At 42.0% G+C, this 15,104-nt stretch carries 11 protein-coding genes; 4 read left to right on the top strand and 7 right to left on the bottom strand.

Translation table 11 applies throughout. From position 1 onward, the window contains the following. Positions 1 to 805: 805 nt before the first annotated feature. The 3 genes from HMPREF1321_RS08835 to HMPREF1321_RS08825 form a co-directional block, all read right to left on the bottom strand. Complete coding sequence (locus HMPREF1321_RS08835) at positions 806 to 1,462, bottom strand: carbonic anhydrase (RefSeq protein WP_009417398.1); 657 nt, start codon at positions 1,460 to 1,462, stop codon at positions 806 to 808. A 472-nt stretch (positions 1,463 to 1,934) separates the two neighbouring features. Then, a complete protein-coding gene (locus HMPREF1321_RS08830; protein WP_009422264.1) occupies positions 1,935 to 2,786 on the bottom strand; it encodes a CPBP family intramembrane glutamic endopeptidase in 852 nt (283 codons plus the stop codon). Between the two features lie 14 nt (positions 2,787 to 2,800). Continuing rightward, the gene (locus HMPREF1321_RS08825; protein ID WP_002675241.1) at positions 2,801 to 3,469 is read right to left on the bottom strand and encodes an outer membrane beta-barrel protein; all 669 of its coding nucleotides are present in this window, start codon (positions 3,467 to 3,469) and stop codon (positions 2,801 to 2,803) included. A 127-nt stretch (positions 3,470 to 3,596) separates the two neighbouring features. Between HMPREF1321_RS08825 and HMPREF1321_RS08820 the strand changes: the two genes are divergently transcribed. The 4 genes from HMPREF1321_RS08820 (at position 3,597) to HMPREF1321_RS08805 (ending at position 7,880) form a co-directional block, all read left to right on the top strand. Further along, a complete protein-coding gene (locus tag HMPREF1321_RS08820) occupies positions 3,597 to 4,238 on the top strand; it encodes a LuxR C-terminal-related transcriptional regulator (protein WP_009422260.1) in 642 nt (213 codons plus the stop codon). 197 nt (positions 4,239 to 4,435) lie between these two features. Beyond that, positions 4,436 to 5,506, top strand: a complete 1,071-nt coding sequence (locus HMPREF1321_RS08815) for a hypothetical protein (protein ID WP_009422268.1) — start codon at positions 4,436 to 4,438, stop codon at positions 5,504 to 5,506. 378 nt (positions 5,507 to 5,884) lie between these two features. Then, positions 5,885 to 6,109, top strand: coding sequence for a response regulator transcription factor (locus HMPREF1321_RS11255; protein ID WP_157461816.1), 225 nt, complete (start codon positions 5,885 to 5,887; stop codon positions 6,107 to 6,109). 85 nt (positions 6,110 to 6,194) lie between these two features. Continuing rightward, positions 6,195 to 7,880, top strand: a complete 1,686-nt coding sequence (locus HMPREF1321_RS08805) for a glutamine--tRNA ligase/YqeY domain fusion protein (RefSeq protein WP_009422250.1) — start codon at positions 6,195 to 6,197, stop codon at positions 7,878 to 7,880. A gap of 75 nt (positions 7,881 to 7,955) precedes the next feature. Here HMPREF1321_RS08805 and HMPREF1321_RS08800 read toward each other — a convergent pair whose 3' ends face one another. The 4 genes from HMPREF1321_RS08800 to HMPREF1321_RS08785 all read right to left on the bottom strand — a co-directional run bounded on the left by HMPREF1321_RS08800 (position 7,956) and on the right by HMPREF1321_RS08785 (position 15,101). Next, complete coding sequence (locus tag HMPREF1321_RS08800) at positions 7,956 to 10,241, bottom strand: glycoside hydrolase family 3 N-terminal domain-containing protein (protein ID WP_009422257.1); 2,286 nt, start codon at positions 10,239 to 10,241, stop codon at positions 7,956 to 7,958. Positions 10,242 to 10,251: 10 nt separating this feature from the next. Beyond that, positions 10,252 to 11,895: a family 16 glycosylhydrolase gene (locus tag HMPREF1321_RS08795; RefSeq protein ID WP_009422267.1), complete on the bottom strand. Its 1,644-nt coding sequence runs from the start codon at positions 11,893 to 11,895 to the stop codon at positions 10,252 to 10,254. A gap of 147 nt (positions 11,896 to 12,042) precedes the next feature. After that, a complete protein-coding gene (locus tag HMPREF1321_RS08790; RefSeq protein ID WP_009422276.1) occupies positions 12,043 to 13,587 on the bottom strand; it encodes a PKD domain-containing protein in 1,545 nt (514 codons plus the stop codon). Between the two features lie 32 nt (positions 13,588 to 13,619). Beyond that, positions 13,620 to 15,101, bottom strand: coding sequence for a RagB/SusD family nutrient uptake outer membrane protein (locus tag HMPREF1321_RS08785; RefSeq protein WP_009422275.1), 1,482 nt, complete (start codon positions 15,099 to 15,101; stop codon positions 13,620 to 13,622). Between the last annotated feature and the right edge of the window lie 3 nt (positions 15,102 to 15,104).

Raw genomic sequence — 15,104 nt, 5'->3', positions numbered from 1 at the left:
AGGCTGTGCCTCAGAAATTAAACAAAATTTAAACAAAATCAAGGCTACGCCTTATGAAATGGGGAGAGGTTGGTTGGGGTTTTTGAGGAAAAATTAGCAAATTAGAGAATGAGAAAATGAGGAAATTAGCAAATGGGGAAATTAGCAAATGGGGAAGCGTTGAGGGGTTCGGAAGAAAACGGAGAGGTTCGGAAGAGAGTTAAGAGAGATTTTGATGGAAAAAGGCTATTAGGAGGGTGGGGTTAGCTTATAGAGAGCTTATAGGAAGCTTATACGAATCTTGGACGATTGGTATAGAAAGGGTGTATAAATAGTTGATTCATAATATGATACAACGAGTATAAAAATGGGAAAAACGGGGGTTCGAGGCGAAAGAAAGAGAATCCTCACCCCTGCCCTCTCCCAAGGAGAGGGGGAATGTAGTGACGGAAAAGAGAAGGAATAATTAGGGAATTAGCAAATTTGGAAATGAGAAAATGGGGTGGTGTGGGGTCTTAGGGCATAAGCAATAGGGGATAACCTCCCCCTAGCCCCCTCAATGAGGGGGAATGTAGGGACGGAAAAGAGAAGTAATGACGGGGGACGAATAACGAGGGTGAGGCGGTGAAAAAGTTTTATGAGATAGGTTAAAAAAGTGGGTGCTATCGGAGAGACTTAGGGGAGCGAAAAGATAGACGTGGTAGAATAGGTGTTTATAAAGAAGTTTTTGAGAGAAATTGTATTTAATATAAGTTCGTTGTAAAGTAGCCATAGAATAGTTGGAGCTAATATATGACGTCTTTTGACTTTTAACTATTGAGTGAAATTAGTAGGGTTTATACCATTCTTGTCCGGTGAGGTCGTATATCTTTTGGATTTTATGAAGGAAGGCTTCGAAGTCGAGATTAAGGTCTATGAGTTCGCCGGTGTGAATATCGAATACCCAACCGTGAACAGCAGGGTATTGGTGTTTGAGATAACTTTCTTGCACAACTGCCATTTTGGTAACATTGAAGCACTGTTCTTCTACGTTCAGTTCTACCAAACGGCGGTAACGCTGGTCGGCATCAGTAATGGCATCGAGTTCTGCTTGATGCAAGCGGTATACATCGCGAATGGTACGCAACCAAGGGTTTAACAAACCAAAGTCTTTGGCTTGCATAGCAGCCTTTACACCTCCGCAATCGTAATGACCACATACGACAATATGCTTTACTTGCAGGTGTTCCACGGCGTATTGTATCACAGCGGTAGAGCTCATATCGAGGGTATTTACTACATTGGCAATATTGCGGTGTACAAACACTTTACCAGGACCTACACCCATTAACTCTTCGGCAGCTACACGACTATCGGAGCAACCTATATAAAGATAGTCGGGGTTCTGGTCTTCGGCGAGTTTCTCGAAGAAATGAGGGTCGCCCTCTTTGCGGTGTTTTACCCATTGACGATTGTTTTCAAATATTTTGTTGTAAGTAGGCATAAGTTATAATGATTAGTGGCTACTGAGGTGGCAAAGGTAGGTGTTTTTAGGGAAATGACAAATATTCGCAAAGAAAAGTATGTGAATTACACAGGTTGTTATGGGAGAAGTGAGGTGAGAAAGATGAGTAAAGGGTTTTTGAAGAATTGGAAATAGAGTATGTAAGTAATTGAGGGTAAAAAGTTAAAAAAGAGTGGTAAACACTGGTTTTGACGGTAATAAAGGGAGTAAACATCTCCGCTATCGCATACTCTGCTATCACAGTGCACATACCCAGCTATAAACATTCGCTAGTTATCTTGGAAGAAGAAAATGTGGGGACTGAAAGGCAGAGGCAAAGCGATTTAGATATCTCTCTAATAAAAAACGCTAAGGTAAAGAAAACCATCTCCTATTCCCTCAGAAAGAGATTTAGGAGACGGTTATCTTACACGAATAATCTTATTTTACCAAATGTTAATATCTTGTAATGTCAGAGTTGTTCTTGTATAAGTCTAATTCTTCGTAGCCATAAACCTACGGCAAGGAACAGCAGACAAGGGATTATGCCCGAAACAGGGGAAATGAGTATATGTTTACCAGTTTCTATAAAAATATGCTTATCGTATATCAAACTGTTAATAACGGTATCTTCAATAGCGTGCATCCACACCCCAGGCCATATCGACTTGGTAAGGCGGAAAAGTTCGGTATACATGACCGTCCACGAGGTGCAGCACACCAATGCCATTACGCAAAAAGTAACCTTATCGTAAGGGAATATGGCAAATATCTGTTCAGGTTCTATGAAGTAGAAAAAGTAAGGCCAATGCCACGAGCACCACACTACCCCCACAATGAGGTAAAGCCACACATCTTTAATATTCAAACTGAGCAAACGGGCGGTAAGATAGCCCCGCCACGACGATTCTTCAAAGAAATTCTTTACAAATTCGGCTACTACAAAAATACCAAAGCCCGCAAGATAGTCCGTCCACCGGATTTGTACATCCAGCCAGCCTAACAGCTCCCCTATAAGCAGGGTAACGACAATCACCACAGGGTAAATAAGGGTTGCCACTCCATACCAACGCAAGTTTTTCTTGATAAGCGGACGCAACCCTGCATCGCTCCAACCATCGCCCATAAAGGTGCGCAACAGAAGCCAAGTAAGCACAGGAGCAACGATAAAAATACCCATTCCGCTAGTACCATTGCTAGTATCGCTAAAATCACCTGTCGTTTCACCCGTAAGCGAATCGACCCATACGCCTATCCAGCCACAACTGAGGGCTACGAAAATAAAAATACATAAATTTCTAATGGTTCGTGCTTGATTCTTCATAACTTATCTTATTTTTAAAACAACTTATATCCTACTGAAATATTAAGTATTCGGTTAGTGTTTTTCCCCGGGAGGTTAGGAAGTGCATCTACTAAGCCTATACTATAGCCAATACCTGCCGTAAAACGTCCTATTTCTACCCCCGTAGCGAAATGTAACCCTACATCAAACGAACGCAAATCATCAGATGAAGTATTGCCAATAGCAAGTGAATGATAATTTCTAAAAGAATAATCTACTTCACTATTGTTTTCGTAAAGCGTCCAAAGCTCTCTACTCCTGCCCCATAAAGAGTTAGAAGCATAACCTCCCGCTTTCCACACCAACTTCACTTTGCCTAAATCATATTTATAGGTAAGACAAAGAGGGTACTCCAAAATACCATACCTATAATGTTTTCCGGTAAGCTGCTCCCCTACTCTACTGTGGTCATAACCATAAAAATAACCTTTGGTAGAGAGCAACAGCCCAGATTCTAAGCCAAATCCGCTTTGAAATTTGACATTCAGCAAAAGTCCCGTACGAACCCCTACAATAATGTTCTGTACCTTATCGGTATCGTAGAAAGGTACGGCATCATTTTGCCCTACAGTTGCTTCCAATTCCAACTTTACTTGGGCTTGAAGCGGAAAGATAGCTGCTAAAAATAGTGCTATCATCAGTGTTAATCCTGCTTTTTTCATTGTTTTATATATTAAATTGTTAAGATTTCAATGTTATAAATGTACTTTCAATAAATATTCATATCTTTGGCGCAAAATTACGCTGGTGCGCATAACTGCACAATACTGAAAAATAACCATTTTGAAGATGACAACCGATAAAAGCATAGAGGAAATAGCACAGGAATACATTCCACACTTAAAAATCTTAGAAGAAGCAGGTAGTTTTGCTGTTTTTCTGTTAGATAGATTTGGGCATTACTATTATGTAACCGAATATATTGAAGCATCTCAAGAGCTCGATATTGAAAAATTGGTACATCCCGATGATTTAGAGGTGGTAAGACAAATTGACAAAAAAGTATGGGAGTTTTTAGACACACTCCCCGAGGAAGAAAAGTTGGCTTACAAATACATCTATGAGTTGAGAGTATTAGAAAAAGGGAAGTATATACGAATGATTTACCAAACGCGCATATTAGCCTTTAAAGACGATAATTTTCTTGGAATGGGTATCATAGATCTTGCTCCCGAGCAATCGGCAAACACTTCTGTTCGTTTTCAGATAAAAAACTGCCTTACCGATGAAATCGTACCTTTTACTATCGAAACCGCTACCGATGTCCTGCTCACACCGCGTGAGAGAGAGATACTCGCCCTTGCCAAAGAAGGAATGTTCAGCAAAGAAATCTCCGAAAAACTGAACATCAGCGTACATACCGTAAACCGCCACCGACAAAATATCCTCGAAAAACTACAAGTAGATAATATTATTGAAGCTATAAGGTAGTAGCACGAGTCGTAGCACGACACGCTATAAATAAAATTCACTCGGACTTACCTCTAAATTTTGCTGTACAAAAAAAATACTCATTAATTATCTATTCATTAAAATTAATTTTGTACTTTTGTTATGAATTTAAGGAAATGAGATTCTTTTTACTTAGATTCTTGTGTGTTTATATTTATTAACTAAATAGTTATGTTATGAAAAAAGTAATAAAAAAAATACTACTTACTATCCTTGTTATTTTCTTACTCTTAACCGTATTGCCCATTGCGTATTTCTTTATTTATGGGTTCTTCCTACGTGGTAATATTAGTGAAGAAAAAGTAAATTACCTTAAAGCTAATAGTATAATATTACCGCCAGAATGCACAATCTCCGATACAACATTATTTGCAGAGGTTAATACACCTACTGTGTTTATGTTTGGTGAGATTCACGGATTTACCAAGACACAACTTTTTGACGCTCACCTATTGATATACCTGAACAAAAAGTTTGGAGTTACTGATTATTTTAATGAATTTTTTACCGAAGATGCTGAACTTCTGAATCAATACCTAAATACTGACACTCCTGATGAAACGTTGTTGAAACAACACTTCAACAATCTTAAAGAGAATATCCCACAGCGCCAAACACAGGAGTATCTTGAAAAATGGAAGATACTTTACAACTATAATCAAACACTACCAAAGGATCAAAAGATACGAGTTTATGGACTTTTAGGTAAACAAGAAGCCTTTAAGCACAATCGCGATAGTGTTATGATGAGTAATTTTGATTTAACTATCAAACAGTTAGATCGTGTGAGTGATACAAAAAGAAACTATTATTGCTCTTTGGGTAGCGGACATATCTATCAGGAAAAATACAACGGGAGAAAATGTTTTGCTACTCTTCTAAAACAGAAAGATTATACGGTGATTTCTGTGATGCATCGTCCTTTCGATTCAGAAATGTATCTTCCAAAAGGTTTGGGTATGCCAACGAGCCCTAACGAGATGATTTCTTCGGCAAACTGCGATGGGCCTATCTTCTATTTCACAAATGCAGAAAATTTTAAAGAAGCCTCTGAAAATCCTTCAATAGTGCTTTACAAGCTCAACAGTAAAGATTCTCCTTATGCACACTGTCAAGATGTTGTTGGTTTTAAATCACCTATTAGTTTCCTTATGGGAAAGATAACACCTGAGGAGGGTAAATATACTACCGATTATTTTCAATATGTTTTAGTAACCAGAGGCTGGAAAGGTCCAGAATTACCATAGTAAGCTTCCGTAGCTACAAAAATAAACTCCCTGCGTGATACATACCACACGGGGAGTTTATTATTACTGATAAAATTCACTCGGACTTACCTCTAAATGTTGCTGTACAAAGCAAGGGAAGTGAGCAGTTGAGTAAATACACGTTCAGATATGAAGATTTTTAGAAGACTTGCCCGCTAAACAGCAACTGCAATACAAGTATGTATACGAGTTTAGAGTTTTAAATAGGGAAAAGTACACGCGTGTGATTTACTAAATGCAACTCTTGGCAGTGCAAAGTAACAATTGGTTGGCTATGGGCTTTATGGACACTTCTCCATAGCAGTGGACTAACTAGCCGATACGTTTCCAGATAATCAACTTCTTACTGACGATATAGTGCTTTTCGAGTTGACCTTTGGTACTGATATACAACTTACGCCTCTCGAAAAAGAGATGTTGCTACTAGCAAATGAAGGAATGTTCAGCAAAAAAATCTCCGAAAAGCTGAATATCAGTGTACATACAATAAACCGCCATAGGCAAAATATCCCAGAGAAAACAAACGCTGATAATATAGTGAAAGCTATTGCTTTTGCCAAAAGAATGAGAGCAATTGGTTAATTAGTAAATTAAGAAATTATTTGTATCTTTGCACCTTGAAAACAAGAATTAACTATCTACCATTCATCATTAATCATTAAAAAAGATGTCAGAAGAATTAAAAGAACAACGCTCTAATAACTTTATAGAAAATATCATTGAGGAAGACCTTGCGAAAGGCTTTCCCGCCAGCGCCTTACGCTTTCGCTTCCCTCCAGAACCGAATGGCTATTTGCATCTCGGTCATGCTAGCTCTATTTGCCTCAACTTCGGATTGGGCTTGCGCTACAACGCCCCTGTAAACTTGCGTTTCGACGATACCAACCCTTCTAAGGAAGAACAAGAATATGTAGATGCGATTCGCCGCGATGTAGAGTGGCTCGGGTTCAAATGGGATAAAGAATGCTACGCTTCCGACTATTTTCAAGAGCTTTACGACTGGGCGGTAATGCTCATCAAACAAGGGAAAGCCTATGTAGATAAACAAACATCGGAAGAGATTGCCGCTCAAAAAGGCACGCCAACGGTAGCAGGAACCGAGAGCCCCTATCGCAATACCTCTCCTGAGGAAAACCTCGCTCTTTTTGAGCGTATGAAAAAAGGTGAGTTTGAAAATGGCACTTATGTACTCCGCGCCAAGATAGATATGGCATCGCCTAATATGCTAATGCGCGACCCTATCATCTATCGCATTATGAACGCTTCACACCACCGCACAGGTGACAAGTGGCATATCTACCCTATGTACGACTGGGCTCACGGCGAGAGCGACTACCTCGAACAAATATCACACTCTCTTTGTACACTGGAATTTTTACCACACAGAGAGTTGTACGATTGGTTTTTAGACCAGGTATACGACAACACACGTACCCGACCTAAACAACGTGAGTTTGCACGTCGCAATCTCAGTCACACCATTGTAAGTAAGCGAAAACTCTTGCAGTTGGTAACCGAAAACTACGTTGCAGGCTGGGACGACCCCCGTATGCCTACTATCTCAGGCTTACGTCGCCGTGGGTATACCCCCGAAGCCATTCGTAAATTTGCTGATACCATTGGTATTGCCAAACGCGAAAACCTTATCGATGTATCTCTTTTAGAGTTCTGTGTGCGCGAAGACCTCAATAAAAAAGCTAACCGCGTAATGGCAGTGCTCGACCCTGTGAAGGTGGTGATTACTAACTATCCCGAGGGACAAGAAGAATGGCTTGACGCCGAAAATAATCCCGAGGTAACCCCTATGACTTTTCGCAAAGTACCTTTCAGTCGTGAATTGTATATCGAGCGTGACGACTTCCGCGAAGAAGCTGACAAAAAATATTTCCGATTGAAATTAGGAGGTGAAGTACGCCTTAAAAATGCTTATATCATCAAAGCTGAAAGCGTCGTAAAAGATGCTCAAGGGAATATTACTGAAATCCATTGTACTTACGACCCCGAAAGCCGTAGTGGTAGTGGTACTGAAGCCAGTATGCGCAAGGTGAAAGGTACACTTCACTGGGTATCAGTAACCCACGCAATAGAAGCCGAAGCACGCCTCTACGACCGCCTCTTTACCGTTGCTGAACCCGACCGCCAAGAAGATAGCTTCTTAAACTACATCAACCCCGATTCTCTAAAAGTAGTAACTGCTTATGTAGAGCCAAGCCTCAAGACCGCTCAAGCAGGCGACACGGTACAGTTCCAACGTTTGGGGTATTTCAGCGTAGACCCTGATACTACCCCTGAAAAATTGGTGTTCAACAAAACCGTAGGCTTAAAAGATACGTGGGCTAAGATTAGCGAATAAGACATCATACACTAAAACAAAAAAAGGATTGCCCTAGAAGAGCAATCCTTTTTGCGTGTAATGAAAGAAAAAAATCTACTTTAGTTCAAAATCTTTTTCGTTGCTGTTATCGGCGGAGTGTTGGGCTACCCAGAGTTTGAAAGCGCCAGGTTCGGTTACTTTTTTCAAATCGGCGTTGTAGAAGGCTAAGAGGTCTTCAGTAATTTCAAACTGTACTTGCTTGCTTTCGCCTGCCTTGAGAGCCACTTTTTGGAAGCCTTTGAGCTCTTTCACCGGACGGGTTACACTACCCACCAAATCGCGAATATATAACTGTACTACTATTTCACCATCGCGCTTGCCGGTATTGGCTACTTGGGCTGTAACGGTGATCTTACCTCCTTTGCTGAGGGCGGCACTGCTGAGCTGTACATTACTAATATTAAAGGTGGTGTAACTCAATCCGTAACCAAAAGGATAGAGCGGTGTGACAGGCGCATCCTCATATTTAGAACGGTAATCAACTGTTGGGTTATTAGGATCAACGGGGCGACCAGTATTCTTGTGATTGTAATAGATAGGCACTTGCCCAACATTACGAGGGAAACTCATCACCAAACGCCCTGAAGGGTTGTACTTACCTGATAATACATCGGCGATGCCATAACCTGACTGGGTACCAGGGAACCACACTTGCAAAATAGCATCGGCTAATTCACTTTCTTCACTGAGGTCGAGCGGACGACCGCTATACACTAATAACACTATAGGTTTGCCTGTTTGTTTGAGGGCGCGGAGCAATTCACGTTGAGGAGCGCGCAAACGTATATCGGTAAGGCAAGCAGATTCACCAGACCAGTTATAGTCTTCACCTAAGGCTACCACTGCTACATCGGCAGAGCGTGCTGTGGCTACTGCTTTGGCAATATCGGCAGAAGTAGTGGCAGTAAGTGTACAACCTTTGGCATAGCTAAACTGCACCTTACTATCTTTATACACTTCTTGTAATCCTTTGAAAAGAGAAGCGCTGAGTTCACGGTCGCCGCGACCTTGCCATTCGCCATTTTGGTTGATAGAATCTTTTACCATAGGGCCTATGAGAGCTACCTTTTTCGGCATATCGGGAGTGATAGGTAATACCTCGGCGTTGTTTTTGAGCAATACTACCGATTTAGCAACGGCAGTGCGGGCTACTTGCAAGAACTCCGGTTTCATAAGGGTTGTTTTGGCGCGATTCTCATCGAGGAACTTGTAAGGGTCGTCAAACAAGCCTAATACGAATTTCATTTCCAAGATACGGCGTACAGCGGTGTTGATAGCCTCTTCTTTTACCTTACCCTCTTCAACTGATTTTTTGAGGTGCTTGATAAAGTTAGCGCCTGTCATATCCATATCAATGCCAGCATTGATTGCTAACTCGGCAGCGTGCTTATTATCAACCGCAACACCGTGAGGAACCAGTTCGTTAATACCAGTATAATCGGTTACTACAAAGCCTTTAAAGCCCCATTGCTTGCGAAGGATATCCGTCATTAGGTAGTGATTGGCAGTTGCAGGGATACCGTTTACCTCGTTGAAGGAAGCCATTACGGTACCCACTCCTGCATCAATTGCTGCTTTATAAGGTGGTAGATAGGCATTCCAAAGAGTGTGCTGAGAGAGCTCGGCGGTATTGTAGTCGCGCCCTGCTTCGGCAGCACCATAGGCAGCAAAGTGTTTTACACACGCTAAGACAGTATTGGTTTTGCTAAGCGAATGCCAGTCGGAACCTCCTTGAAAACCTTGTACGCGAGCTTTGGCGATTTCACTTCCCAAGAAGGGGTCTTCACCAGCGCCTTCCATCACACGCCCCCAGCGTGGGTCGCGAGCGAGGTCGACCATAGGGGCGAACGTCCATTTGATGCCATCGGCAGCAGCTTCTTCGGCAGCAATAGCAGCAGTTTGGCGCATTAGGTCTAAATCCCAAGAACAAGCTTCGGCGAGGGACATTGGGAAGATCGTTTTATAGCCGTGAATCACGTCGTATCCAAAGAGGATAGGGATACCCAAGCGAGTTTTCTTGACAGCTATATCCTGCAATTTGCGCACCCCAGGCACGGTAACAGCATTGAACACACTGCCTACGAGACCTTTTTCGAGATAAGGCTGAAAGTCATCGGACATTACGGGGCCTGTAACATCCCAATTGGCAGCAAACTGAGTAAGTTGTCCTATTTTTTCTTCTAAGGTCATCAGCGATAGCAAAGAATCTACTTTACGTTCGATGTTTTTATCGCCACTGAAGGACTCCCATTTTACAGGGGTTTTATCGTCGGTTTTTGACGAATTGTTACAAGCTGCTACAGCTAATGCCATAGCGATACAATACGTTATTTTCTTCATAATAATTAATTTACTGATAAATTCTCACATAATCGATTTCAAGGCTATCTTCGGTAAAATTATTAGCTACCTGACCTCCCAATGTTCCTCCCATCGCGACGTTTAGAATAAGGAAGAATTTTTGGTTGAATGGCAATTTAGCGTTGTTGTCCATTTCGAAATAGTTCTTGTTATCGACTGCAAAGATAATCTTTTTTTCTGTCCACGTCATCGTATAGATATGAAAATCTGCAGAAGTGTTTGCAAATTCAGTTTCTTTGTCGTAATCACCCTGACGGTTGTTATCGGTGTCGTACCAATGGCAAGCGCCGAGAATATGGGTCTTTTTATTACCTTTTTGTTCGAGCATATCTATTTCGCCACATTTAGGCCAGCCGTCGGTAGCGAAGTTATTGCCCAAGAACCACATTGCAGGCCAGGTACCTTTGGCAGCAGGTAATTTGGCTTTGATTTCCACTTTGCCGTATTTGAAGCCGTACAAACCTTCAGTTTTGAGTCGTGCAGAAGTATACCCTCCACTGCCATCGGCTTTGGCAGTAATTTTGAGCACACCGTTTTCAACTTTCACATTTTCGGGGTCTTTGGTGTATGTTTGCAACTCGTTATTACCCCAACCATTGCTACCTTTGCCCAAATCATACGTCCATTTGGTCGAATCGGGGGTGCCCGCTTTGTTAAACTCGTCGTACCACACAAGGTTCGTAAAGCTATTTTCGGAAGGTTTGATAGTGGTAAAAATGTGATACCAAGCAAACTGACTATTAGGTTGCATTACACGTACGACAAGTTGTGTATCGGTAAGGCTGATGATATCATAAGTGCTTGCTCCTACCCACCAGCCGAGCATACCACCATTGGAGAGCTCGATAGCTGTACCGCGATAGGCTTTGTTGTCGTACTTACCTTGGGTAGCGGCTTTGGAAGTAGAAGGCACGAAGGACACTTGTTTCTCACCTGTAATCGTAGGTACTACATCGGTGCCGTGACATTGGTCTTTAGCTACACCTAACACCTCAGCATAAGCTCCTGGTATGAACACGTGGTTGGCAGTTTGTTTATAGGTAATACCATTAGCTGTACGGGTGAAGATAAAGGAATTTTCGAACATACAAGTACGAGTAGGGTCAAATGGTGTTGCTTGCCACCAAGCGGGGTAGCCATATTCGCCATTATCGCCACTTTCTTGAGGGCCTAAGCCTGCATATCCCGCTACATTTGCAGCCCAATACCAAGTTTTAGTATCGCCTACATTCTTACCAGCAAGCATATTTTCAGCTTCAGCATCGGAGAAGGAACTATATACTTCCAATTCTAAAGACACAGAACTCATAGAGCCTCCTGCACCTACAGCACTTACTACCGCTGTGAATTTGTTGGTACCTACTTTGGTATAGCGGTGTTGGATTTTACCAGAGGGAGCCATTTCGGTCTTGCCATCGCCGAAATCGACACGGTAAGAAATGGCGTTTTGGGCGGTTACTACAAAGTTCACCAAACCCGTGCCGTCGCCGTGAGGATGAGTGTTATCAGCCCCCACAATACTGAACGAGGCATTTACATTAGAAGGAGGTGTAAGGTCTCCAAACTCGTGCTTATCTTTACAACTTATAAAGACAAAAGCAACTAATAGGGTTAAAAGATTTAAGGTTTTCATTTCTATTCAATTTAGTTAACGAGAGTTCGGCGTAAGTAATTATTTAACAATTTTTTATTATCTCACGAATTTTCACCTGACGGTGAATTATTTTGTGAATATATGTTACAAATCTGTAAATCAATATTCTGTTATATCGAACTGACGTTAGTTAAGTGTTATTTCATCATAGTAATAAGTGGTATCATCGCCTTTTTCACCAAAGTCGAAGAAAACAACTACTTTAGTATATTTTGCGCTGGTATCAATGCCTGTAAAGTCAAAAGAAAGTTCTTCCCAAGTGTTCTTTTTGGTGATGCGAGCATCTACTTCTTTTGCGTCATCGCTAGTAGCTCCCTCTAATTTCACTTTTACAACAATACCTGTTTTAGGTGACAAGGCTTTTAGCTTCAATACCTTGTGACTTTTCATATCCAAACTTTCGGAAGTAAAGAACGCACCTGCCCACGTTTCACAACCTTTGGTGCGCACCATTTTTACTACTTTGGCTGTAGTATTACCCACTTTTTTAGGGTTGGCTACTACTTCTACATTTGCCATATTGCCAAAGGTAGTAAATTCGGGAGCTGTACCTTCAAAGTTTTCGATTATCACAGTATTCGATTTTTTGTAGAAATATAAGTTATCAATAAATACTGTACCTTGTCCTACTAATTTGATTTGGTGTACATCGGTGATTACAAATCCTTGTTTGGTGTAGTCGCTTAGCGGAATATCGATGCTTGTCCACTTATCGGCAGTGAGGGTCTTTTTGACAAACTTCTCACCGTCAGCGCCTGTGCTTTTGCTAATCAAATAGATATCTAAAGCTGTAGCATCGGCAGTCCAAACGTCTAAATGCAAGAACTCCATCGCCGATAGGTCGATTTCTCGGGCAAATTGGATACCTTGATAATTGAGGTGAGCGTATTGCAAGATTTCATCAGTGCCCAACTTAAAGAGGTTGTAGGCAGTGGCTTGCCCCCAATTAGGATTGAAATCGGTACCTGCCACATTGGTATATCGTCCGCTGAAAAGCGAAACAACCTCTTGTGCTTTGCGAATTGGAGGTTGAGGAGCCGCAGTAGTAGGCTGTTGCAAAGCAATTACTCGTACCGTTTTTTGTACTTTGGTAGTTTGTTTACCAGCACCTTTCACCTCTATCGTAAGGGTGTAAGTACCTATTTGCTTATAAATGTGTGAAACAACTTCATCTATATTACCAGATACCGGCTTTTCATCAGCGCTTTCACCGAAATACACATCGTAAGTAATCGCAAAGTTAGCTTTAGCTGTTACATTCACTTTCTTAGAAACCGCTTGGTCGTTAGCCACAGTTACTTCTACATTCTCAGGAGCGCGGAACGACACCTCTAAAGGCAAAGTTGCTTCGGCCTCCTTGCCTGTGATGTTCACGGCTACTATTTTCACTTGGTAACTACCTTCAGCATAAGTGTGTGTTACCGAACCACCTGCTTTCACTGTAGTGGGAGTTGCAGTGCTATCGCCAAAGTAGACCTTATAGGAGGTTACTCCCGTAGCTACTGGCGTGATGGTTACAGCTCCTGAGTTATCGGTGCTCACCTGAAATTTCGCTGAGACATCGGTAGGAGCCGTGGCATTTTGGACGAAACTGAGATCGTCCTTATCTTTTTCGCAAGCTACCATTCCAATGAGGAGCAGTAGTGCTATGAGGTTTTTGAGTGTTTTCATTTTAATTTAGATAAGAGGTAAGAGGTTCGTCATTAATATCCTTGGTTTTGTTGCCAATTGCCGTTAGCAAAGCGTATTTCTTCGTAGGGTACGGGAAACACTTCGTTTTTGTTAGCAGTAAAGCCTTGTATTTCGGTACCTTTACCCGTGCGGACTAAGTCGAAAAAGCGCAAGCCTTCGCCTAAGAACTCTACACGGCGTTCTTTCCATATTGCTTCGGTAAGAGCAGAGCCTGACACCGTAATGTTATGATTTTCATCGCCAAAGGCACGTTTGCGCACTTGGTTGAGGTAATCGCGAGCACGTTCATCGCTGATATTACCACGGTTGAGCGCTTCGGCAGCCATTAAGAGCACATCGGCATAGCGAATAGCACGATAGTTATTAGGGTTGGTAAGGTTTGGGTCAGGGCTATTGAGGTCACCTTTGCGAGCGATGTATTTTCTATTGAAATAGCCTGTATGTTTGTAACCTTCGGCATAAGTAGCGTTGTTCGCTGCTGCCCACGCGACGATATCCAAGATAGCAACATCTTTGCGGAGGTCGCCTGCTTCAAAAGCATCGACTGCCTCTTGTACAGGTACGTTAAAACTATAGCCAGAATCGAACACAGGACCGTTGTAGTTGCGGATACTGTTAAACCCTACCGCTACATTCCCTTTGCTACATTGCAAACAGTCGAAGCTCGCACCTTCAGCATCGGTGTATTGTATCTCGAATACTGATTCAGCACCATTTTCGCCTTCTTTTTCAAAGATAGACGCATAATCGGTTACAAGAGAATAGGTATTGCTGTGTATCACGGTTTCTAATACTTGAGCAGCTTCGGCAAACTTGTTTTGGTATAAATACACCTTGCCGAGTAGCGCTTGAGCGGCGCCTTTGGTAGCACGCCCTACTTGTCCGTCGGGGGGTGTTGTAGGCAAGTGAGGAATGGCAGCCAAAAGGTCTTTCTCAATAGAAGCATAGACCTCACTCACAGGGGAACGAGGTATTTTTTGTTCGTCGCCACGTTCAAAGCGTTTGTTTTCTTTGAGTGGAATTGCTCCGAACCATTTCACGAGTTCAAAATTGTAATAAGCGTGAAGGAAATGTGTTTCGGCAATGATCATCTCTTTGCCCTCAAAGGCTGTTTTGTCTTGGAATTCCAAGATATAAACCGAGCGGTTTACACCGGCAAACATCCAGTCCCACAAGTTTTTGAGTTGGCTGTTGATAGGCGTGTGAATCATCTGGTCTATTTGTTGAAAACCAGGCACATCGGAAGCACTTTCACCTCCGCAAAGGGTATTATCGGAGGCAATTTCGCCCATCAATACATTTATATACGTAGAATGTAACAAATTGTAAGCTGCAATCAGCGCATTTTGGTAGTCTTCCTTTGAATTGAAATAGGTCTCCGAATTGATTTCGTACTGTTTAGTCTTGTCGAGAAAATCGTCGGAACAAGCAAAGGCAAAGGCGAGGAGCATAAGCCCTATTGTCCATTTCTGTATGTTATGTATCGTTTTCATTTG

The organism is Capnocytophaga sp. oral taxon 412 str. F0487 (genome assembly GCF_000271925.1).
GTDB lineage: Bacteria > Bacteroidota > Bacteroidia > Flavobacteriales > Flavobacteriaceae > Capnocytophaga > Capnocytophaga ochracea.
Note: the sequence above shows the minus strand (reverse complement) of the source record. Positions and strands in the feature narration are given on the sequence as shown.